Origin of the sequence: Actinoplanes sichuanensis (assembly GCF_033097365.1) — a bacterium.
Taxonomy (GTDB): Bacteria; Actinomycetota; Actinomycetes; order Mycobacteriales; family Micromonosporaceae; genus Actinoplanes; species Actinoplanes sichuanensis.
Map to the genome: position 1 here is coordinate 4,432,130 of NZ_AP028461.1, position 21,165 is coordinate 4,453,294.

Here is a 21,165-nt window from a genome sequence, read left to right on the forward strand (position 1 = left end):
TGCTCAGCCTGCTTGACCCACTGGAATTAGAGCGCATCTGACGGATCACGGTTGGCTCCGGTCCGGTTTGGCGCGGAGCCAAATCATGATCGAGGCGACGGTTACCGTTGCCTCGTAACGGTCTTTGAGCTTGTCGTACCTGGTCGCGACAGCCCGGAACTGCTCGAGCCGATGGAAGGCCCGTTCGACCCGGTTACGGTCCTTGTACCGCTGTGCGACAGTCGTCAGGGGCGTGCCCCGGCTCGGCTAGCGGGAGCCGGATGGTGATGGCCGTCCCGCCTGCGGGCGGTGAGGCGGCCGAGACGGTTCCGCCGTGGGCGGTGACCAGTTCGCGGACCACGGCCAGGCCGATCCCGGATCCGACGATCGACCGGGCGTGGCAGCCACGCCAGAGCCGTTGGAAGACGTGCGGGAGGTCGTCGGCGGGGATCCCGGGGCCGGTATCGGCGATCTCCAGGACGGCGTTGTCGTGCTCGGGATGCCCGCGGATGGTGAGGTGATCGCCGGGCCGGCAATAGCGTGCGGCGTTGGCGAGCAGGTTGGTGACGGCCTGGTGCAGCCGGTCCGGGTCGGCCCACACCGGCAGGGTGACCGCGAGGTCTGTGCGGACGTGCAGCCCGGCCGCGTCCAGTGGCGTCCGGTAGGCGGCCAACGCTGTGCGGGCGATGTCTGCCAGATCGGCGTCGGTGCGGTGCAGGGACAGGGCTGCGGACTCGGCGGCGGACAGGTCGGCGAGGTCCTGCACGACCCGGCCCAGGCGTAGCGTCTGGTCATGCAGGGCGGCGAGACGTTCGGTGTCCGGGTCGCGCAGGCCGTCGCGGAGTTCCTCGAGGCCCGCCTGCAGCGCGGCCAACGGGGTACGCAGTTCGTGGGCGACGTCGGCGGCGAGGCTGCGTCGGACCTGATCGGCGTGGACCAGATCGTCGGCCATGGTGTCGAAGGCGCGGGCGAGCTCCCCGAGTTCGCCAGGACCGTCGATGCCGGCGCGGGCGCCCGGTTGGCCGGCGGCGAACCGGCGGGCGGCGACGGTGAGGGCCTGCAGCGGGCGGGCCAGTCGTCGGGTCACGTAGCCCGCCGCGGCCAGGGCGGTGAGCAGGGCGAACGCGGCGGCGCCGAGAACCCAGGACCAGGCGACCGCCGAGCCGCCGGTGACCGCGGTGGTGAAGACGAGCCGGACGCTGCCCACGTTCTGTCCGCCGACCACGACGGATGCCTGCACGACCGCGCCCGTCGTGCTGTCGCTGTGCATCGTCGCCATGCCCGCTCCCATGCCTCGGCCCGGCCACACCATGCGGGCGGAGCGGTCGAGCACGATCAACCGGGCACCGGCAGCGCCGGCGGTCGCGGACGCGGCATCGAGGTCGGCGCCGTTCCAGCCGTCGGCGTGCTGGTAGGCGACGGCTGCGGCTTCGGCCGTACGTGCGGCGGCCTGCTCACGGTCGCCCTGCTGGGCGCTGGTCAGGCCGCGGGCGGTGCCGACCAGCGCGGCGGCGGTGAGGACGGCGACGGAGGACAGCGCGACGAAGAGAAACGCGGCGAACAGGCGTCGCCCGAGCGGGCTGCGGAACCATCGGTCAGCGGTCATGGGACCACCCGAGGCGGTATCCGACGCCGAGGACGGTTTGGACGATCTCGCTGCCGGGGTCGCCGAGTTTGCGGCGCAGGTTCCTCACATGGGAGTCGATGGTGCGTTCATAACCGGTGAACTCGTAGCCGCGGACCCGGTTGACCAGCTCGTATCGGGAGAAGACCCGGCCGGGCGTGGCCGCCAGAACGGCCAGCAGCCCCCATTCGGTCGGGGTCAGTTCCAGCACGGTGCCGTCGAGCGACGTCTCGTGCCGAGTGCCGTCGATGCGTAGCCGCCCACCGCCGTAGGTTGTCGCGTTCGGCTCGGCGGCGGCGCTGTGGGTGCGGTGTAGGACGGCCTGGACACGCAGGACGAGTTCGGTGGGGCTGAACGGTTTGGTGACGTAGTCGTCGGCGCCGCGGCGTAGCCCGTCGATGCGGTCCTCGACCTGGCTGCGTGCGGTCAGCACCACCACCGGCACCTCGTCGCCCTGGCGGGCGGCGGCCAGCACGTCGAGGCCGTCCACATCGGGCAGGCTCAGATCGAGGACGACCAGGTCCAGGCCTCCGGTCTCCAGCAGGCTCAGCGCCTCGGCGCCGGAGCCGGTGGTGTGCACGGTGTGCCCGGCTCGTTCGAGGTAGCGGCGTACCACGTCGCGTAGTTCGCGGTCGTCCTCGACCACGAGGACCGAACCGGGCATGGCTGGTGTCCTCCTGACGTCTCGGCTACTCGACGGTGACGGTGACGGCGGGTGGGTGGGTGAGGGTGTTGTGGACGGTGCAGTGCCCGGCCACGGCGGTCAGCGCCGGGAGGCGCTCGGCGGGAAAGCCCGCGGGTGGTTGGACGGTGACCCGGATGGCGGTGACTCGGGCGGGCCGGTCGGTGGCCATGTCGAATTCGGCTCGCACGCGTAGCCCGGTCCGGTCGTAGCCGTGCCGGTGAAGGTACCGGCCGGCGTAGAAGGCCACGCAGGCGGCGAGGGACGCGGCGAACAGTTCGGTCGGGGTGGGTGCCTTGTCGGTGCCTCCGGCGTCGGCCGGTTGGTCGACGGTGAGGTGGTGGCCGCGTACCCGGATCTGGTAGGTGTCGCCGTCGAGGTGGCCGACGTCGACGTGCCCGCTGGTCATGTCCGCCTCCGGGTCAGATGAAGAGAAGCTGGGCGCCGTCGGTCTTCTCGATGAAGTCGGCGGCGTTGATGATGTCCTCGACCTCTTTGTAGAGGTCGTCCTTGGTCAGGTGCATCATGTCGGCGGACATCCGGCAGGCCCACAGGTGGCCGCCGGAGGCGACGATCTGTTCGAGGAATTCGGGGATCTCGGGCACGCCGACCTCGGCGATCTGCTTGCGCATCTGGTGGGTGGCCATCGCGGTGATGCCGGGCAGGCCGCCGAGGCCCTGGGGCAGGTGGGTGGCGGTGTTGCCGAGTGGGGTGAATTTCAGGTCGGCCATCCGCGACTTCGTGATGATGTCGAAGCCCCAGAAGGTGAAGAACAGGTGGGTCTCGACGCCTTCGCCGAGGGCGGCGTTGGCCAGGATGAGGCCGGGGTAGGCCATGTCGAGGGTGCCCTTGGAGCAGATGATGGCGAGCTTGCGGCCGGTGGTGGACTCGTCGCCGAAGTCGGGGACGATCATCGGCGCTGCTGGGGTTGTCATGGCGAGTCTCCGTTCAGACGCAGCCGTGCGGTTTGGGCAGGCCGGCGATGTAGGCCATCTTCTTGGCCGGCTTTTTGGGGAAGAGCGTGAACAGTTCCTTGGTGGGGATGCCGCCGAGGGTGCTGACGCGGCGCAGGTTCGCGGTCTCGCCCTGGGTGGCGTAGTCGGCGCGCAGGAAGTCGATGGCCTTGCGGTGCGCGTCGGTCAGCTCGATGCCGATCTGCGCGGCGAGTTGCTCTGCCAGGTCGGGGTCCCATTCGTCGTACGTGGTCAGGAAACCTTCGTCGTCGACGTGGATGTCGCGGCCTGCGATGGTGGTGACGGGCATGGTGGTCACTCCTGGGGTGTCGGGATGTTCTTGCCGGCCATCGACATGTGCGCCGGTAGCGGGATCGGCCGGCCGGGGAGCAGGACGTGCCAGTACATCCAGCGGAACGCGAGCTTGCCCCAGTGGTTGACGGCGGCCTCGTCGAGCAGCCGGAACGGGCCGAGCGTCGGCACCGGGTAGCTGCCCGGCAGCGGCTCGGTGTCGTAGTTGAAGTCGATGAGCAGGGCCCTGCCGTCACCGGACTCGACGAAGCAGTTGGCGTGTCCGTCGAACGATCCGGTCATCGGCCGGCCGGCGGCGTACTCGAGGAAGTTGTCGATGAACACCTCGACGGCGAAATGGGCGACCGAGCCGGCCTTGGATGTCGGGATGTCGTTGGCGTCGCCGAGGGCGAAGATGTCGTCGTGGCCCTTGGCCAGCATGGTGTGCCGGTCCACCGGGACGAGGTTGAGTTCGTTGCCCAGCCCGGACCGGGCCACGTAGTCGGCGCCCATGTTCAGCGGCACCGTGACCAGCAGGTCGAACGGGATCTCACGCTCGTCGTACGAGACGAGGGTGGTGCCGTCGATCCGCTCGGCCAGGAAGTCGGCCTCGACGGCGATCTTCCGATCATCAAGCATCGAGCCGAGACGTGCGGACGCGACAGGCTTGGTGAACGCTCCCGGCAGCGGCGTCGCGTAGACCAGTTCAACCCGATCGCGTATGCCGCGCCGGCGGAAGTACGCGTCGGCGAGGAAGGCGAACTCCAGCGGCGCGACCGGGCACTTGATCGGCACGTCGGTGATGTGCACGACCAGCCGGCCGCCCTCGAACCGGTCGAGGGCCCTGGCCAGGGCGAGGGCTCCGTCGTAGGTGTAGAAGTCGAAGATGCGCTCACGCCACTGCCCGCCGTCGAGCATCCCCGGAGTCTGGTCCGGCCGTGGGGTCACCCCGGTGGCGATCACCAGGTAGTCGTAGGGCAGTTCTCGGCCGTCGGTCAGCAGCACGCGATTCCGGTCAGCGGCCACCCGGTCGACTTCGCCGTACACCAGGTCGACACCGTCGGTGATCAGCGGGCGGGTCGGCCGGGTCACCTGCTCGGGTGTATAAGCGCCGAACGGCAGGAACAGGTAGCCAGGCTGGTAGAAGTGCGTGTCGCTGGGCTCGACCACGCTGATCAGCCATTGGTCGGGGGCCAGACGGTGGCGCAGCTTGTTGACCACCATCGTGCCCGCCGTGCCGGCACCCACTACCAGAAGCCTGCGCATCGCCGCCACCTCCGCCACCCTCTGATACCCCCCACGGTATTCGCGGGGGTCGGGTGGCCGTAGGGGCCGAGGTCCCGTCCGGGACGGGACCTCGGGTCAGGCCGGCGACAGGAACAGCTTTTCCATTCGTTCCAGGTTGGCGCTCTGGTCCTCGCCCTCGCCGGCGGTCATGCATTGTTGCAGCCCACTGGAGATGATCTTGAGCCCGGCGCGGTCGAGCGCCCGGGAGACACCCGCCGCGCCGTGGTGATCGACCCACGCCGGGACATCGCCGAGTACCTTGCCGACGCCGTGGGCACCGTGCAGGGTGGGCGCCTCGCCGTGGGTGAAGCAGAGCACGGTGACCGGGACGCCACGCTCGACAAGTTCACCGATGACCGCGCCGAGGCCGAACGACTCGTCGTCCGGATAGCCACCAGGGCCAGCACCCCGTCATCGCCGGCAGGTCGTCGAGGGCCTCTGCTGCTCCGTTCTGCCGCGGCTGGGGCCGGGTCGCCTCAGCAGCGGCAGCGTCGTCTGCTATCGGTCCGCCCAGCGAGTGAAGGCGATCAAGTGCCGCTCGGAGGCTGCCCGCAGGTTGCTGTAAACCTGCTTGGCGTCCGGGGCGGCCAGCCCGCTCAGGGCGGCCTTCAGGGCGGCGATGTCGTCGCGTTCGACCTGCTGTCCGGCGGCCAGCGCCCCCGCCAGGCTCCGGCTTCCCTGCGCCAGCAGCTTGTCGTAGGTGGCCTGCACGGTCTTGTCCGTGAAGGTGCCGGCCGGCTGGTCAGCGGTCGGGTCGGTCACACCGTACCGCTGCAGCAGCGTCCGTACAGCGGTCAGGTGCCGGGTCTCCGCGGCGGCGATGTGGTCGAAGACGACCACGTCGTGACGGGCCACGAACGCCGCATACAGATCATGGGCCAGCTTCTCCTCCTGCGCCATCGACGCCAGCGTCGTCTTCTGCGCGGAGGTGAGGGTGCCCTTCTCGGCGGTCACGGCGACGCCCATGCAGGTGCCGCCACCGTATCCGGAACCCATGCCGTACCCGGATCCCATGCCGGAGCCGCGGCCCATCCCGTACCCGGAACCCATGCCATAGCCGGATCCCATGCCGTAACCGAGGCCGATGCCCTCCGCGGCGGCCGCGCTTCCCGGCCCGGCGAACGGGCCGACACCGGCCAGCGCAGGACCCGCGACAGCCAGTCCACCCAGGCCGAGCGCACCGGCCGTCAGAATCGTCGCCGTCCGGCGGGTGATGGTCTTCATGACTCCTCCTTCGGATCTGATGCCCTCACCGTGACTCGCCGGCATGGCGAACACATGCAACCGGTGTGCAGACGGCATGGAGAGGTGGAATCAGGGCGCCCGGGGCCGGCCAGGGCTCGTCTCCGCCGTCCGGGCCCGTCAGTCCCCCGCCCGCATCATCTCCGGCGGCCCCGCCGGATGCCGGCTTCGGCTCATGACGAGCGCAGCACCACCGCCGATACCATGGCGCACTCGTTCGTCGAGGCCTCCGACGAACGAGGTAGCCGCCTTCACCGCGTTCGCCACCGGCTCTCCGGCCGGCACCGTGTTGGCCACTATCGACCCGGCCGAGTACGGCCGACTGTTGTCCGTCAGCCTGTTCGGTGCCGGGGCACAAGGCCTCCGGGCTGCGGGACTGTCGGCCCTGATCGCCGCTGCCGGATCGGGCCACGCTGCAAGAAGGGGATCAATCGAAAGGGGACAGACATGCGTGCCGCGATCGTAACGAGTTTCGAGCAGCCTCTCGAGGTCAAGGACGTGCCGGTTCCCGAGCCGGACGAGGGCCAGATCCAGGTCCACATCGAGGCCAGCGGGTTGTGCCACACCGACATCCACGCCGCCCAAGGCGACTGGCCGGTCAAGCCCACTCCGCCGTTCATCCCGGGCCACGAAGGCGTCGGCATCGTGACGAAGGTCGGCGCCGGTGTCACCCTGCACGCCGTCGGTGACCGGGTCGCCATCCCGTGGCTGGGTCACGCCTGCGGCACCTGCGACTACTGCATCACCGGCTGGGAGACACTGTGCGAGTCGCAGCAGAACACCGGCTACACGATCGACGGCGGCTTCGCCGAGTACCTCGTCGCCGACGCGAACTACGCCGTCGCCGTGCCCGCCGGCATCGACCCCGCCGAGGCCGCACCCCTGACCTGCGCCGGCGTCACCACCTACAAAGCCGTCAAAGTCGGCGGCGTCACCCCCGGCGACCGCGTCGCGATCTTCGGCATCGGCGGCCTGGGCCACCTCGCCCAGCAGTACGCCCAGATCTTCGGCGGCCAGACCATCGCCGTCGACGTCACCGAGGAGAAACTGGCCCTGGCCAAGCAACTCGGCGCCGCCCACACCGTCAACGCCGCCACCACCGACCCGGTCACCGCCATCGAAGCCCTCGGCGGCGCCGACGTCGCCGTGGTCCTCGCCGCCAGCCCCAAGGTCCTGGAACAGGCCCACGCCTCGCTACGCCGCGGCGGACGCCTCGTGCTGGTGTCACTGCCCAAGGACAACGCGATGACGCTGCCGATCTTCCAGACCGTACTCAAGGGCATCCGGATCATCGGATCGATCGTCGGCACCCGCGCGGACCTCGCCGAAGTGTTCCGGCTGCACGCCGCCGGCCGCACCCGGGTCTTCTACGAACCCCGCCCTCTGACCGACGTCAACCAGGCCATCGACGACGTCCTGGCCGGCCGCGTCCCCGCCCGCCTGGTACTCATCCCGTAACACCTCCTCAAAGCCCACGAGAACGCGCACCCACACCCGGAGGTCCCGGCCACACCCGGCAGCCGGGACCGGACCGGGCGGCGCCGCGCCTGGCCGTGTGGGGCGCGTCCGTGTCCCGGCAGACCCTCGAGGCAGAGCGGAGAGGTGAGCGTGGCCGCACTGGTGGAAACGGACGCAGCAATCGTGTTCTTCGTCGGCGATCACGCGTACAGGCTGACGAAGTGGTGAATCTCGGCTCTCTGGACCTCCGCGAGCGTGCCGACCGGGAGGCGGTCTGTCATCGATCGAGCGCTGCGCCGGCCCGTAGCGAAACTCGGTGCGGTTGAGGCCCTCCTCCTCGCGGCGTTCGGCCTTGACCGTGAGAACCCCGTGCAGGGTGCTGATCTGCACGTCCTTGCCGGGATCCAGTCCGGGCAGTTCAGCGCGCAGGACGTACTCCTTGTCGGTAAGCTCGTCCTCGAATCGGATCGTCGGCAGCGGGCGTGGGAGATCAACCTCGAACCAGTCGGTGATCTCCTTCCTTCCTGTCTTCCTCCATCGGAACTCGGCTCGGCGTCTTCAGCCAGGGCCGGACGGCCGTGGAGTACCGTCCCGGCCCGCCCGCAGGGGAGCTCGACGACGTGGGGTCCATGGCGGCCGACACCGGGAAGGGTGCACGATCCGGCGAGCCCCGCTGCCCCTCAGGGGACCTTCGCCTCTTCACAGGCATGCCGGAGACCGGCACCGTGATGGTGGTGCCAGAGCGGCGCCGCCACCCCGCGACGGGGACGTCACCGACGACCTGCCGTAGACCACCGGAAAGGAAACCCGGCAATGACCGCCAAACACCTGATCGTCGTCGGCGTGGACGGCTCCGAAGGCGGTCGCCGCGCCCTCGAGTGGGCGCTCCACGAGGCCGACGCCCGCGGCAGCGCCGTCCAGGCGGTCACCGCCTGGTCCTGGGACGGAATGGAATACGGGCCCGCCACCGCTACCACCCCCGCCGAGGCCGAGGAACGCGCCACTCGTCTGCTCGACGACGAGATCCGGGCACTGGTCGCCCGGCACGGCTCACACATTCCGGTCGCCGCCGCGGTGGTCGAGGGCAGCCCGGCCGACGCGCTCGCCGACGCGAGCCGCACCGGCGACCTGCTGGTGCTCGGTAGCCACGGCCACGGCCGGACCCGGCACACCGTCCTCGGCTCGGTCAGCCAGTCCTGCATCGACAAGGCCGGCTGCCCCGTCGTCGTCATCCCGGTGCGCCACGCCGAGCAGACCGGTGAGATCGAACCGATGCCGCAGTAGGCAGGTCTCTGGTGCACCGGCAGTCTCGGGGAGTCAGGTTCCTCTTTCGGGTCTGCCGGCGCGCTCCTGGTCGTGGTGGGCGGCCAGGGTCGCGTCGTCGGCGTCCTGCTGGGTCGGCCGCGACTACTGCACTCTCGGGTGCATCGTAGGTCCGGCAGTGGGCGGGCGGCGATCGGCCCGGGGCTCGCGTTCCCGGGCCGTTTTTCTGTCGCCGCAGTACTCGGCGTGCCGTCTTCACGTACGCCGCTCCGACACCCTCGACGAGTTCGGCGCCTAGGGTCAGCGCGGACTTCATCCACGGCAGACGGATGATCTTCGCGGCGTCCTTCTCGAGGGCCGCCACGCTGGCCACCTCCCGCTCGTACAGGTTGACCGCCAGGGTGGCCACCTCACGGCCGACGTGCCGGCCCCGTGGCCGGTGCGCGTCGGGAGTCGTCGCCGTCTTGGCGGGCTCGGCCGTACGGACGGGCTTGGTGCTCGCAGCGAGATCACCGTACGGTCGGGCACACCGCCGCCGGTCGGAAGAGGGCTTCCTCTGCGTGACTCGTCCGCCCTACGCCGACCATTCCCTCCGGCCTGCCTTCAGCCGACGAGGAAGACCGGGCAGTGCGCGTGCTGGACCAGGGTTCGGCTCACCGAGCCGAGGGCCGATCCGGTCGTCCGGTGGCGGCCGACGACGATCGCGGAGGCGTTGCGCGACGCCTCGATCAGGGCGTCGGCCGGGCCACCGGTGACATAGGCGTGACGCACCGGTACGCCGTCGGTGTCCGACAGCGCGGGCGTGGCAATGTCGTCCCCGGCGTGCAGTATCACCAGATCGCAGCCGCGTCCCCGGGCCTCGTCGAGCGCGAACCAGACCGCGGTGCTGTCGTCGTGGTCGACGCCTACCACGATCGGCCGGCTGCCGAACTCGGGACCCGGCGGCCAGCCGGGTACCCGCACGACCAGCACCACGCCGGCGTGACCGGCGGCCACCCGGTCGGCCACGCTCAACCCGAACGCCGTACCGACCGTGCTGTGCCGGTGTCCCACGACGACCAGGCTCGCCGTCTGCGCCTGAGCCAGCACCAGCGCCGCTGCCCCGCCGACCTCCAGGCGGGAGGTCACCGGCACCGTGGGGGAATAGGCGTGTACCCGGTCGGTCAATCGCTGGAGCAGTCGCGCGCCTGCCTCGCGGGTGGGTGATCGCAGGCCGCCCGGTTGCTGGACATGCACGAGACGCAGGCCGCAGCCGCGTAGTTCGGCTTCGATCGCGGCGTGATCCACCGCCGTGTAGGTGGTCGGCGTATCGTCGACGCCGACCACGACCGACCCGACCGTCCGGCTCGCCGCCGCCGTCGGTCGATCCGGCTCGTCAGAACCGTAGGCCACCGCCCCCAGATACCGGTTGACGGCCTCCTGGTAAGGCGTGGTGGTCGTCCGGCCCGCGCCGGCGCGGTAAGCCTCCTGCTGAGTGCGATATTTGTCCAGGTCGCTCACGGCCCACCTCCGGAACCCGTTCGTGTACACGCTCCAGCACACGCCGGTGGCCGTGGCCGCCACAGAGTCGTTGGTCCCGGAGCTGGTGGCACTCGTCGATGAATCCGGCACCCTGGGTTCGCCCCTGCCCCCGAGGCCTACGGGACTCCACCGTCGCCGCACCGTCGACCCAGGGACGGGCCCGGTCACTCCCGGCTGCACCGGCGGATCAAGGACCGGGCGCCACGACGATCCCCGCCGTCACCGCGGGCCGGTCGACCGGGCGCCGCAGATGCCGTTCGTGCGCTCAGGGTCTCGGCGGGCAGGGTGGACGAGCGGCAGTGCCGGGCTGCGCCGTCGATCAGCCGGCGCCGTAGGCGAGTCCGGTGGCGATGATGGCGCGGTCGTCGTAGTCGTAGCGGATGTGGTCGACCACCTGGACGACTCCCGGGACGCGCCGAGTCAGCCGGACCAGTTCCTCGGCGGTCGACGCCGCCGCGACATGGCCCTGAAGGGTAGCCACGCCGTCGGACACCTCGACGGTGACCTCCTCGTCGCGCACGACGGCCTCGACGTCGTCCCGGATGTCGAGGTCCGGGCGCAGATGTACCTTCAGCAGGTCCCCGCGGGTCACAATGCCGACCAGGCGGCCGAGGTCGTCGACGACCGGCAGCCGCTTGACGTTCTCGTCGTCCATCAGCCGCGCCGCGTCGGCGATCGAGGTCCGGGCCGGTACGGTCACCGCCGGCGTGCTCATCAGTTCGGAGGCGGTCCCGGCCAGTGCCTTGCCGCGCTCCCCGCGCCGGCGCCGTCCCTCGAACAGGTGGGGCGCCTCATCACCCGCGTACTCGATCTTGCGAAGGAGATCCGCCTCGCTCACCACTCCGGTCACCCGCAGGAACGCGTCGACCACCGGCACCGCGCTGATGCGACGCCCGATCAGCAGGTCGACCACGGCACGGTAGCCGGCGGCCTCGTCTACGGAGGCGACCGCCCGGGTCATCACATCGTCCACTGTCCAACTCTTCATCACGGCCTCCCCTTCCTCCTCCAGGTTAGAAACGCGACAGGACACGGGACAGGGCGGAAGGTCCCGGCGCCACGGGTCGTGCGTCGAGGACGGGTCGGGTCGGCTCGGTGATCCGGGCGGCGCGGCTGAACACGCTCACGGCCACCGCGTACGACCAGGTCGGTCCCGATCCCGAACGGATCGAGACCGACCTGGTCTCCGGCATTCACCGTCGGCTGCCGGCCGAGGGCACGAACAGCGCGGCGATCCCGGCGCCGGCGGGGCCCGGAACGGTTCCGATGATCTCACCACGGTTGTTCAGCGCGGTGGCGCTCTCCGGAACGCGTGCCGGATCCAGGTCCCGCAGGACCCCGCGATCCCACAGGAACGCGTGATCCTCGAGGGAGTGCGGCCCGACATTGCCCGCGCCCAGGATCACGCCACGGTCGTTGATGTCGCGTGCTCCGCTGGCGTCTCCGTCCGGCAGCGTGCCGAGCATGGTGGATCCGCCCCGCCACCACCGCACGGCCAGGCCGCCTTCGGCACCGAAGACCTTGCCGACGACCACGCCCCGATCGTTGATCGCCCTGGCCTGGCCACCGTACCGCGAGGTCGGCAGCACGGTCACCGTCCCCCGCTGCCACAGGAACGCGAAGGCCGGCCGGTCCGTCGGCATGGCGAAGCCGACGACCTGATCGCTATTGTTGATGTCGGTCACGACCACATCCCCGCCGCCGGGCACGTCGAGGTCGGTCAATCGCCCGTCGCGCCAGAGGAAGGCGCGCAGGACACCGTCGGGCATCGTTCTGCCGCCGACGATCACACCGTGGTCGTTGACGGCGGCCGCGGAGGCGGACACCCCGCCGAGCGTACCCAGATCGGTGATCTTTCCGCCCTGCCAGCGGACCGCGTGCCGGACACCGCCGCGGTCGCTCTGGCCGACCGCGACGCCGTTCCGGTTGATGTCGGTGGCCATCCCCCAGCCGCCCTCGACCCGGTCGAGGGTGCCGAGATCCGTCATCCGGCCGTGCTGCCACAGGAATGGGTGCAGCGCGCCGCCTGCGGTGTTCGACCAGCCCACCACCGCGCCGTGGTCGTTGAGCGCAAGGGGGACGCCGGCCGCACCGCCGAGTGTGCCGAGCCGGACGGTCCGGTAGGGCGACGGGCACACGGCACCGGCGGCGGCCGGCCCTGCCGGTGACGCGGCCGTCAACGCCAGTGCGCCCATCGCGAACGCCAGTACCAAGCCGATACTCGACCGCACTCGTACGGCGCGGGCCCGCTCCCCCGCCTCGCCTCGTCTCGGATGACAGAACATGGAGATCCTCCGTTCCTTGACCCGACGCCTTCGACGGATGGCGGTTCACCGCATACCAGCACCGCCTCGATCACGAGGAGGCATCGAATAATCGCTAAACGTCACCGTGGCGAGCCGCTCGGCCACACGGAAGGGCCGATCGGCTCCTGCTGCCGGTCTTCGTGCCCCCTGTACCACCGGGTGTGCGTCAGCCGCCCAGCGGAGTGAAGGCCACCCGAACAGCGGTCACCCTGGTGATCGAGCCGTTGTAGGCGGACAGTTCGGTGGCCAGTACCCAGCCGAGATCGGTGCTCGGGGCAGCGAAGCCGATCTGCCCGGTGAAGGGCCGCATCACATCGCCGCCCCCGGTCACATGGCCGGCCCCGAGCTGCCGCACAGCGCCGTTTCGGACCTGTACCACGCGGACGTTCACCGTGCCCTCGAAGGCGAGCGCCGAGCCACTGATCGTCAGTGGCGAGGTGACGACCGTCAGGTCGCCCGGGGTGATCGCGGCGGCCGGCTGGTCGACGCGAATCGTGTCGGTCGTGACGCCGTAGACGGTGAAGCTGGTCTCGGACCTGCCGAGGACGACCCGGCTGAGCGGGCCGAGCCGGGTCTTGTCCTCGCCGACCCGGGTGCGGAAGTCGACCGTCGCGATGAAGTCGCTACGCCACCGTGATCCCGCGAAGGTGAGACCACGCATACCGACGACGTCGGACAGGAAGGTACGGCCCACCCGCTGAGCCTCGCCGAGTGTGGGGGTGGCGCTGTCCGGCGGTGACAGCTGAAGCCATTCGTAGAACGCCGGGACGTCGCCGTTGAGCGAGTAGAGCGTCCGGCGTACATTGCTGAACTGCTTGAACGTGGTGTCGAGCTCGGTGAGCATCGCCGCCGTGCCGGCGCTGGATCCGGCGCTCGGGACGACCGGCCGCAGATCGCGGAAGTCGGCGTAGCCGACCTGGTCCGCGACCCGGACGCTGCGCAGCATCCCGGCCGTCGCCGGACCGAACACCGACCAGTAACCGGCCGCCCGTTCCGCGCGGGTGGGCCCGGCCAGCAACTGGGTCAGCGCGGCCGTGGCCACCTTCGGGCTGCGAGGCACGGTGCGCCGTACCGCGACGACCTTCGTCGGGTCGTCGGACGGGCCGCGATGGAAGTAGACCGTGACCGTCATCGTGGCCGGCACGGTGCCAGGCGATGTAGGAGAGGTGACTCCCGGTGAGGTGGGAGAGGTGGCGCCGGGTGAGGTGACCGCCGGTACGGCCGCGGGCGGCCGTGTGCCGTCACCGTCGTCGTGGCGAACCACCAGCCAGATGCTGGTCAACACCAGCCCGACAGCGAGGAAGACACCGGTTACGGCTACCAGCCACGGATGCCTGTTCGGAAGTTTCATGATGACCTCCGGTGATCTCGGAGGGGCGCGGACCGAGCCGACGTATCACCGCGGGGACGCGGCCAACCGGGCCGGCCCGGCCGGTTGCGCACCCACTCCGACACTTCGACGCTAGGACCGGCGACGCACCACGGACCAGGGGACGAAGAACCAGCGTGACGGGCCGATGGTCGTGTGCTCGGGGGGCGAGTCAGAGTTCGCGTCGGTCACCGAACACGACAGCCGCGGCCATGGCCAGCACGGTCAGGACCACAGTCACCGCCACCCCGGGGAGATAGTCGGCCGCGGGCGCTCCGGCGGTGAGGTCGGCGAGGGCACCCAGCAGTCCGGTCGGCAGCCATTCGTCCACCCCGGCGACACGGCCGAGAATGCCGGTGAGCAGCAGCAGGACGAGGGCGACTCCGGCCGCTGCCGGTACCCCGCGCACCACCGACGCCGCGAGCGCGACCAACGCGACGGCGAACGCCTGGAAGATCACGCCGTACGCGATCCCGGTCAGCATCGCCCCGACCGGTGGGGCACCCAGCAGCACCGCCGTCTCGTACCAGGCACAGGCCGACCCGAGGACGAGCCCGGCGGCGGCACCGCCGAGCGTGATCCCGTAGGCCGCAAACACGATCGACCGCACGCCATCGACCCGGGTGCGTAGGAAGACCGCCATTTCCCGGCGCGCGTCGAACGCCAGCGCAGACGCGGCGACCAGCACCACGACGAGCAGGCCGATCTGTGCGGTGTTGCCGACGAACTGGGCGATACCGTCGGCCGGTGTGGGGTCGGGAAACCGGACCTCGATGCCCTCGGTACCGACGGCGCGGAGGATCTCCCCCAGATAGCGCGCGATCAGCGGACCGGTGAGGCCGAAGAACGCGTACACCGCGAGAAGGACGAACAGGCGGCGGGTACGCAGCAGCCGCAACCACTCCAGACGCCACAGGCTCATCGAATGCCTTCCGTGGAAACCCCTGGCTTTAGCCGTGGGGAGGAAACGGGACTCCTGCGGAGCAGGTCGGGGGTAGCCCATCCGCCGTCAAGGCGGATGGGTGTCTGGTCACACGTTGCGCTGGTTCTCGACATACCTTTTGATTACTTCCAGGGTTGCGCCGCCGGTCGTGGCGACGAAGTAGGAGTTCGTCCACAAGGTCGGCATCCGGGACTTGAGGTGCGGGAACTCCTGGCGCAGCAGCCGTGACGAGCGGCCTTTGATCTGTTTGACCAGACGGTGGATGCCGAACTGCGGGTCGACGACCACGAGCAGGTGCACGTGGTCGGGCATCGTCTCGATCGCCTCGATGAGGGCGTCTCGTTCGAAGCAGACCTCGCGGATGATCTCTTGAGGCGTTCGTCCACTTTGCCGTCGATGACCTCGCGCCGGTACTTCGGGCACCAGACGACGTGGTAGTGGCAGCGGTACACGACGTTGTTGTTCGACCTGACCTCGTCCACACTGGGACCATATAGGTCGATTCTGTATAGTGTCTGGTATGTCCGAGACGGTGCGTTACACCTACCGCCTGCGGCCCGGCCGCACGGCACAGGCCGCACTGCTCGACGAATGGGGCTGTTGCCGGTGGCTGTGGAACGAGGCCGTCCACCAGCAGAAGACCGGCCGGAAACCGACGTTCGGGAAGCTAATGTAAGCGTGACGCCCTGCCGAGCCTGGAGTACACCCGCAACGGTTTCGCCCTGGCCGACGGCCGCCTGCGGCTGCCCGGCAAGGTCTTCGTCCCGGTCGTCTGGTCCCGGGACCTGCCGTCCCGGCCCACCTCCGTGCGGGTCTACCGCGACAGCCTCGGCCACTGGGACGCGTCCTTCGTGGTCCGCCGCGAGCGGGCCGACACACCGGAAGCGGACCTGCCCGGGATCGGCGTCGACTGGGGTGTGAAGACCACCGCCACCACCACTGATCCGGCGTTCGACCTGCCGCACCTCGGCCACCGTCGCCGGTGTGCCGCCGAGCTGGCCAGGGCTCAGCGGAAGATGGCCCGCCGCCGCCGGCCGAAAGGCCAGCCGCAGTCGAACGGCTACCAACAGGCGAAACGACAGGCTGCCCGGGTCGCGAAGAAAAGCGGCCCGGCAGAACACCCACGACGCCCGCATCTGGGCCAAGAACCTGATCGACCACCACGCGCTGATCGCGGTCGAGGACTTCAAACCGAAGTTCCTCGCCCGGTCGCGGATGGCCCGCAAAGCGGCCGACGCGGCGATCGCCGCCTGCAAGCGGGAACTGATCGAGCGTGGCAAGCGGGCGGGCCGGAAGGTGGTGCCGGTACCGCCCGCCTACACCACGATGACCTGCTCCGGGTGCGGGGAGAGAGCCAATCTCCGCCTCGGACTGGGCGTACGAACCTTCGAGTGCACCGCGTGCGGCTACACCGCCTGCCGCGACCTCAACGCCGCGAGGACGATCCTCGCCACGGCTGAACGCCGCCGTGCCGGTGCCGACGACGTAAGACATCAGATCGCCTCCTTCCGGGACGGTGGATCAGATGCGGTCCGAGCTGGGAATCCAGGACCTACCGGTCCCGGAGGGAAATCCCCCGGATCTATCCGTGGGGATCGTTAAGTCGTCAGCTCCAGGAAGACGTCTTCCAGGTGCGCATCCTGCGGACCGAAACCGACGACCTTCGCAGCGGCCTCGGCGAGCACGCCGGCCAGGTGGGACTCCGCGTCGTCCAGTGTGCCCACTCCGACGACCAGGTCGTTGCCGTCGATCCGCACCGAGGTCACCCATGCTTGCCGTCGAAGCAGCGCCTCCGCCCGGTCCTGGCCGGTGCGCAGCCGGACCCGGTACGCCGGGGTCGCCCGCCCGACGAGAAGTTCGTCCAGCGTGCCCTGGAAGATCAGCCGACCGTCGCGGAGGATACCGATCCGGTCGCAGACCTCCTGTACGTCGGCGAGGATGTGGCTGGAGAACACGACGGTCGCGTGCCCGCGCAGCCGGGCGATCAAGTCGAGGACCTCCCGACGTCCGGCCGGGTCCAGGGCCGAGGCCGGCTCGTCGAGCAGCAGCAGCTCCGGCTCACCCACCACACTGGCGGCCAGACCGAGCCGCTGGAGCATGCCGCGGGAGTAGCCACCCACCCGGCGGTCCGCAGCGTCGGCGAGCCCGGTCTCCACCAGCACCGCATCGACGTTCCCGGCCGGCGGACCGGCCAGGTGCGCGGCCAACGCGACAACCTCCCGCCCGGTCAGCCACGAGTCGAACCGTGGGGTGTCCGGCAGGGTCACGACCCGGCCGGGCACCGCGTCGACCCGCACGATGCCGCTGGTCGGCCGCCGCAACCCGGAGAGGATACCCAGCAGGGTCGTCTTGCCCGCGCCGTTCGGCCCGACGAGCCCGTAGATCGAACCGGCCGGCACCGCCAGGTCGACGCCGTCGAGCGCGGCATGCGACCCGTACCGCTTCACCAGCGCAGCGGTCTCGACCATCATCGGTGCTCACGACCGGCGAGCAGGTAGACGATCCCACCGAGCGGAACCGAGATCACGCAGATCAGCGCCCACGCCCACTTCGGCAGGTACCGCACGTCGTGGCGGGCCAGATCGTAGAGGCAGAAACCGACGAACGCCACCGCGAGCAGAACCAGCGGCAGCGACGCCGCCACCGGAAGCCCGCCGTGCCCAGCCGTGTAACTCATGGCTCACGGTCCGGGAAAGGGCCGCACCCGACGGCGGCCGCATCGGGGTCCACACCGAGCATCAGCGCCGGTTCCACCCCGGCCGACGGCTCCACACCGTGCGACCGGCGCTGCGGTGCCACCAGGGTTGAGACCATGGCATCGAGCATGCACTGTCACCGAGACTTGTTGATGGACTGAAAGTCCCCTACCCCGGGACCCGACGTCCCATCGGACTCTGATCGTCTTCGGCGTTGTGCTGCCGCAGCGCCCGTGGACGGCCGGCCCGAGCTGAGCAACCGCATCAGTGGAGCCCCCTGCCGTGGTGCCCGGCCGCAGGGGCCAACGCACCTGGTGGCAAGACGCCGACCGGCCGACGTGAGGCTGGTACGTGCGTGTCGTCGGGCATCCAGCCCGTCGGATCGGCGCCGTGCCGGAGGTGAACAGACATGAATGGCTGGACCATCACTCTGATCATCGTGGCCGCCGTCGGGTTGTTGGGGGCGCTCTCGATCCGGATCGTCAAGCAGTACGAACGCGGTGTGGTCTTCCGCCTCGGCCGCGTCGTCGGCTCGCGGGAACCGGGCCTGCGTCTCCTCGTCCCCGTGATCGACGTCATGCGCCGGGTGTCGTTGCGGATCGTCACCATCCCGATCCAGTCGCAGGGCATCATCACCCGCGACAACGTCAGCGTGGACGTCTCCGCCGTCGCCTACTTCCGTGTCGTCGACGCCGTCAAGTCCGTCGTGGCGATCGAGAACGTGCACGCGGCCATCAACCAGATCGCCCAGACCACGCTACGCAGGGTCGTCGGCCAGCACAGCCTCGACGAGACGCTGTCCGAGACCGACCGCATCAACGTCGACATCGCCAGACCCTGGACACCACCACCGTCGACTGGGGTGTCGAGGTGACCCTCGTCGAACTCAAGGACATCCAGCTGCCCGACGCGATGAAGCGGGCGATGGCCCGCCAGGCCGAGGCCGAGCGGGAGAAGCGCGCGAAGATCATCAACGCGGAGGGTGAGGCCCTCGCCGCCTCCGCGCTGGGCGACGCGTCGGACACGATGATGGCTCACCCGCTCGCCCTGCAACTGCGCAACCTTCAGTCCTTGGTGGAGATCGCGGTCGACAAGAACTCCACCGTGGTCTTCCCGGCGCCGCTGATGAGCACTATCGGCGAACTGGGCAGTTTCCTGGACAAGGAGTCGGATGCCGCCGCGCGCGGTACCGAGGCGGCATCATCGGTCCGCACCCTCACGGCGACCCGTTGACCCGTTCCCGGCCCTGACGAATCCTCGGCGCCGCGCCAGCCGGCCCACAGGTTGTCCGGCGCGGCGACTCGAGCACTGCCGCTGTGATCCGGATCGAGCCACCGGGTCTATCTCAGCCGGTGAACGCAGGACTCACCGGGCGCCGCAGGTTCCGACCGCGATGGGCAACGGCGGTGTCTTCTCGATCGGCCGGCTCCGCTCGGATCACACCGCGCGTCACCGGTCGACGGCCAGACCGCGACGCAATTTCTCCAGCGCCCGGCGCAACAGCCGAGAGATGTGCATCTGGGACAAGCCGAGGTCCCGGCCGATCTCGTTCTGTGTCCGGTGGCCGTAGAAGTAGAGCGTCACGATGCGCTGCTCGCGCTCGTCGAGGGCGAGCAGCGCGTGGCACAGGTCGAGGTGCTGCTCGACCGTCCGGTAGCCGTCGTCCTCCGCACCGATCGTGTCGGCCAACTCGGTGCCGACCTGTGATCCCGGCTCCGACAACGAGACCATCCGACGGGCGCGAGCGCACTGCAACGCCTGCAGGACCTGTTCCACAGGGGCGTCCACGTAGGCGGCGATGTCCGTGACCGTCGGCAGACGCCCGAGGGGCTGAACGACATGCCGGTCGGCGTCCTCGATGCGCTGGTACAGGTCGTGCAGGCGGCGTGGGGCCCGCAGCGCCTGGTGCCGGTCCCGGAAGTACCGTTTGAGTTCGCCGCGGATCGTGGGTACGGCGTACCCGACGAAGTCTGCGCCCCGGGCCGGATCGAAGCCGTCGACGGCCTTGATGAGCCCGACCACAGCGGTCTGCCGCAGATCTTCCCGGATGTTGTGGTCGACGGCATACACCCGGGCCAGTCGGTACGCCATCGGCGTCCAGGCCAGGACGGCATCGGCCCGCATACCCGGCCTCTTGGGATCGTCGGGCGGGGTCCGGGCATAGGCGTCGATCAGGCGTGCCGCTGCGGCACCGGTCCTGTCGTGACCGACAATCCCAGGGCGACAGTAGAGGGTCTTCATGGATACCTCCGGGCACATGGGCGGCATCCGGTGGCTCGGTGTAGCAAGCCGGCGGCCTCGGTCATGGCCGGCCGGGTGCCGCCGGCAAGCGGTCATCGGGTGAGCAGCACCTTCAGCGCCCCGGTCTGGGCGGGCCGCGCGAACACGTCGTACGCCTGCTCGATCTCCTCCAGCGGGAACCGGTGGGTGACCAGTGGAGTGACGTCGATCTGGCCGGCGGCCAGCATGTCCAGCAGTCTCGGCGTCGTGCAGGTGTCGACCAGTCCGGTGGTGATGGTGAGGTTGCGGATCCACAGGTCTTCCAGGTGCAGGGTCGCCGGTTTGCCGTGCACGCCGATGTTCGCGACGGTGCCGCCGGGGCGGACCAGCGTGGTGCACAGTTCGAAGGTTTCCGGGGTGCCGACGGCCTCCATGACCACGTCGGCGCCCAGCCCTCCGGTGAGCGCCCGGATGGTGCCGAGGGCGACGCGCTCGGGGGTGAGGGTGACGTCGGCACCGAGCATCTTGGCGGCCTGCAGACGACTCTCGGCCTTGTCGACGGCCACGATGTGCGCGGGCGAGAAAAGCCGGGCGGTGATGATCGCGGCGAGCCCGATCGGCCCGGCACCGACCACGACCACGGTGTCGCCCGGCCGTACCCGGCCGTTGAGCACGCCGACCTCGTACGAGGTCGGCAGAATGTCGGCCAGCATCACCGCCGCCTCGCTGCTGACCTGGCGGGGCAGCCGGTAGGCCGACAGATCGGCGAACGGGATCCGGGCGTACTCCGCCTGGACACCGTCAACGGTGTGACCGAGGATCCAACCGCCGCCGGACAGGCACTGGCCGTAGCTACCCTCCCGGCAGAACCGGCAACTTCCGCACGCCGAGATGCAGGAGGCGAGCACCCGGTCACCGACAGCCAGCCCGGTCAACGCCGGTCCGACCTCGACCACGGTTCCGACCGCCTCATGACCGAGCACCCGACCCGGCGTCACCGCCGGCACGTCACCGGCCAGAATGTGTAGATCAGTGCCGCAGATGGTGACCGCGTCGACCCGGATCACCGCGTCACGCGGGTCCCGAACGTGCGCGTCCGGGATCCCGGTCCAACGTCGTTGCCCTGCTCCGCCGTACACGAGTCCTTTCATCTTTCCTCTCCTTCGCCGTTGAAGGAACCACTGCGTCCGCAGAATGCCCCGGTGCGACGGTCCCCGGTAAGGGCCGAAGGACCGCAACCAAGGCCGATGTGCCGCGGCGCCCGCGCGGTCACCGGGCAGGAGGAGTCCGGAACCGCCTCCGTACCGCATGTGGTAGCCGGGCTGACCGTG

23 protein-coding genes and 2 pseudogenes are annotated in these 21,165 nt (G+C 69.9%); 5 read left to right on the forward strand and 20 right to left on the reverse strand.

Translation table 11 applies throughout. The features are described 5' to 3' along the window. Positions 1-45: 45 nt before the first annotated feature. From Q0Z83_RS20425 to Q0Z83_RS20465, 9 genes are all read right to left on the reverse strand, one after another. Entirely contained in the window at positions 46-228 is a 183-nt protein-coding gene (locus tag Q0Z83_RS20425) for a hypothetical protein (protein ID WP_378079289.1), read from the reverse strand. Next, complete coding sequence (locus Q0Z83_RS20430) at positions 194-1,585, reverse strand: sensor histidine kinase (RefSeq protein WP_317795556.1); 1,392 nt, start codon at positions 1,583-1,585, stop codon at positions 194-196. Before Q0Z83_RS20430 ends, Q0Z83_RS20425 begins: the two co-directional genes overlap by 35 nt. Then, positions 1,575-2,267: a response regulator transcription factor gene (locus Q0Z83_RS20435; RefSeq protein ID WP_317795557.1), complete on the reverse strand. Its 693-nt coding sequence runs from the start codon at positions 2,265-2,267 to the stop codon at positions 1,575-1,577. Before Q0Z83_RS20435 ends, Q0Z83_RS20430 begins: the two co-directional genes overlap by 11 nt. Before the next feature lie 25 nt (positions 2,268-2,292). Next, complete coding sequence (locus Q0Z83_RS20440) at positions 2,293-2,694, reverse strand: OsmC family protein (RefSeq protein ID WP_317795558.1); 402 nt, start codon at positions 2,692-2,694, stop codon at positions 2,293-2,295. Between the two features lie 13 nt (positions 2,695-2,707). Continuing rightward, positions 2,708-3,220 carry a DsrE/DsrF/DrsH-like family protein gene (locus Q0Z83_RS20445; protein ID WP_317795559.1) on the reverse strand — a complete coding sequence of 171 codons (513 nt, stop codon included), beginning with the start codon at positions 3,218-3,220 and terminating at the stop codon, positions 2,708-2,710. Between the two features lie 13 nt (positions 3,221-3,233). Continuing rightward, positions 3,234-3,548, reverse strand: a complete 315-nt coding sequence (locus Q0Z83_RS20450) for a TusE/DsrC/DsvC family sulfur relay protein (RefSeq protein WP_317795560.1) — start codon at positions 3,546-3,548, stop codon at positions 3,234-3,236. A gap of 5 nt (positions 3,549-3,553) precedes the next feature. Beyond that, complete coding sequence (gene sqr / locus Q0Z83_RS20455) at positions 3,554-4,795, reverse strand: type III sulfide quinone reductase, selenoprotein subtype (RefSeq protein WP_317795561.1); 1,242 nt, start codon at positions 4,793-4,795, stop codon at positions 3,554-3,556. Between the two features lie 96 nt (positions 4,796-4,891). Next, on the reverse strand, positions 4,892-5,134 hold the full coding sequence (locus Q0Z83_RS20460; protein ID WP_317795562.1) for a hypothetical protein: 243 nt from the start codon (positions 5,132-5,134) through the stop codon (positions 4,892-4,894). A 180-nt stretch (positions 5,135-5,314) separates the two neighbouring features. Beyond that, on the reverse strand, positions 5,315-6,040 hold the full coding sequence (locus Q0Z83_RS20465; protein ID WP_317795563.1) for a ferritin-like domain-containing protein: 726 nt from the start codon (positions 6,038-6,040) through the stop codon (positions 5,315-5,317). 465 nt (positions 6,041-6,505) lie between these two features. Between Q0Z83_RS20465 and adhP the strand changes: the two genes are divergently transcribed. Together adhP and Q0Z83_RS20475 are read left to right on the forward strand one after the other, a co-directional pair. Beyond that, the gene (gene adhP / locus Q0Z83_RS20470) at positions 6,506-7,516 is read left to right on the forward strand and encodes an alcohol dehydrogenase AdhP (RefSeq protein ID WP_317795564.1); all 1,011 of its coding nucleotides are present in this window, start codon (positions 6,506-6,508) and stop codon (positions 7,514-7,516) included. Between the two features lie 813 nt (positions 7,517-8,329). Continuing rightward, on the forward strand, positions 8,330-8,800 hold the full coding sequence (locus tag Q0Z83_RS20475; protein WP_317795565.1) for a universal stress protein: 471 nt from the start codon (positions 8,330-8,332) through the stop codon (positions 8,798-8,800). A 582-nt stretch (positions 8,801-9,382) separates the two neighbouring features. Here the strand turns inward: Q0Z83_RS20475 and Q0Z83_RS20480 are convergent. The 6 genes and pseudogenes from Q0Z83_RS20480 to tnpA form a co-directional block, all read right to left on the reverse strand. Further along, positions 9,383-10,279 carry a universal stress protein gene (locus Q0Z83_RS20480; RefSeq protein WP_317795566.1) on the reverse strand — a complete coding sequence of 299 codons (897 nt, stop codon included), beginning with the start codon at positions 10,277-10,279 and terminating at the stop codon, positions 9,383-9,385. A 340-nt stretch (positions 10,280-10,619) separates the two neighbouring features. Continuing rightward, positions 10,620-11,288, reverse strand: coding sequence for a CBS domain-containing protein (locus Q0Z83_RS20485; protein ID WP_317795567.1), 669 nt, complete (start codon positions 11,286-11,288; stop codon positions 10,620-10,622). Between the two features lie 205 nt (positions 11,289-11,493). Continuing rightward, positions 11,494-12,585 (reverse strand): hypothetical protein, encoded by a 1,092-nt coding sequence (locus Q0Z83_RS20490; RefSeq protein ID WP_317795568.1) that lies wholly within the window; start codon positions 12,583-12,585, stop codon positions 11,494-11,496. A 187-nt stretch (positions 12,586-12,772) separates the two neighbouring features. Continuing rightward, positions 12,773-13,957, reverse strand: coding sequence for a Gmad2 immunoglobulin-like domain-containing protein (locus tag Q0Z83_RS20495; RefSeq protein ID WP_317795569.1), 1,185 nt, complete (start codon positions 13,955-13,957; stop codon positions 12,773-12,775). A 190-nt stretch (positions 13,958-14,147) separates the two neighbouring features. Further along, the gene (locus Q0Z83_RS20500; RefSeq protein WP_317795570.1) at positions 14,148-14,897 is read right to left on the reverse strand and encodes a hypothetical protein; all 750 of its coding nucleotides are present in this window, start codon (positions 14,895-14,897) and stop codon (positions 14,148-14,150) included. Positions 14,898-15,005: 108 nt separating this feature from the next. Next, positions 15,006-15,400: pseudogene (gene tnpA / locus Q0Z83_RS20505) on the reverse strand (IS200/IS605 family transposase). A gap of 38 nt (positions 15,401-15,438) precedes the next feature. On the opposite strand from tnpA, the gene Q0Z83_RS20510 reads away from it, so the two are divergent. After that, positions 15,439-15,594 carry a helix-turn-helix domain-containing protein gene (locus Q0Z83_RS20510; RefSeq protein WP_317795571.1) on the forward strand — a complete coding sequence of 52 codons (156 nt, stop codon included), beginning with the start codon at positions 15,439-15,441 and terminating at the stop codon, positions 15,592-15,594. A gap of 308 nt (positions 15,595-15,902) precedes the next feature. Further along, positions 15,903-16,520, forward strand: coding sequence for a transposase (locus Q0Z83_RS20515; RefSeq protein ID WP_317795572.1), 618 nt, complete (start codon positions 15,903-15,905; stop codon positions 16,518-16,520). Here Q0Z83_RS20515 and Q0Z83_RS20520 read toward each other — a convergent pair. From Q0Z83_RS20520 to Q0Z83_RS20530, 3 genes are read right to left on the reverse strand one after another with little or no spacing between them, the layout of a single operon-like run. Then, the gene (locus Q0Z83_RS20520) at positions 16,517-17,386 is read right to left on the reverse strand and encodes an ABC transporter ATP-binding protein (protein ID WP_317795573.1); all 870 of its coding nucleotides are present in this window, start codon (positions 17,384-17,386) and stop codon (positions 16,517-16,519) included. The two genes, Q0Z83_RS20515 and Q0Z83_RS20520, sit on opposite strands and share 4 nt — an antisense overlap. Beyond that, entirely contained in the window at positions 17,386-17,595 is a 210-nt protein-coding gene (locus Q0Z83_RS20525) for a PLD nuclease N-terminal domain-containing protein (RefSeq protein WP_317795574.1), read from the reverse strand. The genes Q0Z83_RS20520 and Q0Z83_RS20525 overlap by 1 nt, the downstream gene beginning before the upstream one ends. Beyond that, positions 17,592-17,732, reverse strand: coding sequence for a hypothetical protein (locus Q0Z83_RS20530; RefSeq protein ID WP_317795575.1), 141 nt, complete (start codon positions 17,730-17,732; stop codon positions 17,592-17,594). Before Q0Z83_RS20530 ends, Q0Z83_RS20525 begins: the two co-directional genes overlap by 4 nt. A gap of 291 nt (positions 17,733-18,023) precedes the next feature. On the opposite strand from Q0Z83_RS20530, the pseudogene Q0Z83_RS55830 reads away from it, so the two are divergent. After that, positions 18,024-18,847, forward strand: a pseudogene (locus tag Q0Z83_RS55830) (slipin family protein). A 216-nt stretch (positions 18,848-19,063) separates the two neighbouring features. Here the strand turns inward: Q0Z83_RS55830 and Q0Z83_RS20545 are convergent. Both Q0Z83_RS20545 and Q0Z83_RS20550 read right to left on the reverse strand, forming a co-directional pair. Continuing rightward, the gene (locus Q0Z83_RS20545; RefSeq protein WP_317795578.1) at positions 19,064-19,738 is read right to left on the reverse strand and encodes a sigma-70 family RNA polymerase sigma factor; all 675 of its coding nucleotides are present in this window, start codon (positions 19,736-19,738) and stop codon (positions 19,064-19,066) included. Between the two features lie 209 nt (positions 19,739-19,947). Next, on the reverse strand, positions 19,948-20,985 hold the full coding sequence (locus Q0Z83_RS20550; protein ID WP_317795579.1) for a zinc-dependent alcohol dehydrogenase family protein: 1,038 nt from the start codon (positions 20,983-20,985) through the stop codon (positions 19,948-19,950). Positions 20,986-21,165: the final 180 nt, after the last annotated feature.

Coding starts and splice junctions, on each gene's coding strand:
- Q0Z83_RS20430 (WP_317795556.1), bottom strand. CDS start 1,585: ATGACCGCTGACCGATGGTTCCGCAGCCCGCTCGGGCGACGCCTGTTC.
- Q0Z83_RS20435 (WP_317795557.1), bottom strand. CDS start 2,267: ATGCCCGGTTCGGTCCTCGTGGTCGAGGACGACCGCGAACTACGCGAC.
- Q0Z83_RS20440 (WP_317795558.1), bottom strand. CDS start 2,694: ATGACCAGCGGGCACGTCGACGTCGGCCACCTCGACGGCGACACCTAC.
- Q0Z83_RS20445 (WP_317795559.1), bottom strand. CDS start 3,220: ATGACAACCCCAGCAGCGCCGATGATCGTCCCCGACTTCGGCGACGAG.
- Q0Z83_RS20450 (WP_317795560.1), bottom strand. CDS start 3,548: ATGCCCGTCACCACCATCGCAGGCCGCGACATCCACGTCGACGACGAA.
- sqr (WP_317795561.1), bottom strand. CDS start 4,795: ATGCGCAGGCTTCTGGTAGTGGGTGCCGGCACGGCGGGCACGATGGTG.
- Q0Z83_RS20465 (WP_317795563.1), bottom strand. CDS start 6,040: ATGAAGACCATCACCCGCCGGACGGCGACGATTCTGACGGCCGGTGCG.
- adhP (WP_317795564.1), top strand. CDS start 6,506: ATGCGTGCCGCGATCGTAACGAGTTTCGAGCAGCCTCTCGAGGTCAAG.
- Q0Z83_RS20475 (WP_317795565.1), top strand. CDS start 8,330: ATGACCGCCAAACACCTGATCGTCGTCGGCGTGGACGGCTCCGAAGGC.
- Q0Z83_RS20485 (WP_317795567.1), bottom strand. CDS start 11,288: ATGAAGAGTTGGACAGTGGACGATGTGATGACCCGGGCGGTCGCCTCC.
- Q0Z83_RS20490 (WP_317795568.1), bottom strand. CDS start 12,585: ATGTTCTGTCATCCGAGACGAGGCGAGGCGGGGGAGCGGGCCCGCGCC.
- Q0Z83_RS20495 (WP_317795569.1), bottom strand. CDS start 13,957: ATGAAACTTCCGAACAGGCATCCGTGGCTGGTAGCCGTAACCGGTGTC.
- Q0Z83_RS20500 (WP_317795570.1), bottom strand. CDS start 14,897: ATGAGCCTGTGGCGTCTGGAGTGGTTGCGGCTGCTGCGTACCCGCCGC.
- Q0Z83_RS20510 (WP_317795571.1), top strand. CDS start 15,439: ATGTCCGAGACGGTGCGTTACACCTACCGCCTGCGGCCCGGCCGCACG.
- Q0Z83_RS20520 (WP_317795573.1), bottom strand. CDS start 17,386: ATGGTCGAGACCGCTGCGCTGGTGAAGCGGTACGGGTCGCATGCCGCG.
- Q0Z83_RS20525 (WP_317795574.1), bottom strand. CDS start 17,595: ATGAGTTACACGGCTGGGCACGGCGGGCTTCCGGTGGCGGCGTCGCTG.
- Q0Z83_RS20530 (WP_317795575.1), bottom strand. CDS start 17,732: ATGGTCTCAACCCTGGTGGCACCGCAGCGCCGGTCGCACGGTGTGGAG.
- Q0Z83_RS20545 (WP_317795578.1), bottom strand. CDS start 19,738: ATGCGGGCCGATGCCGTCCTGGCCTGGACGCCGATGGCGTACCGACTG.
- Q0Z83_RS20550 (WP_317795579.1), bottom strand. CDS start 20,985: ATGAAAGGACTCGTGTACGGCGGAGCAGGGCAACGACGTTGGACCGGG.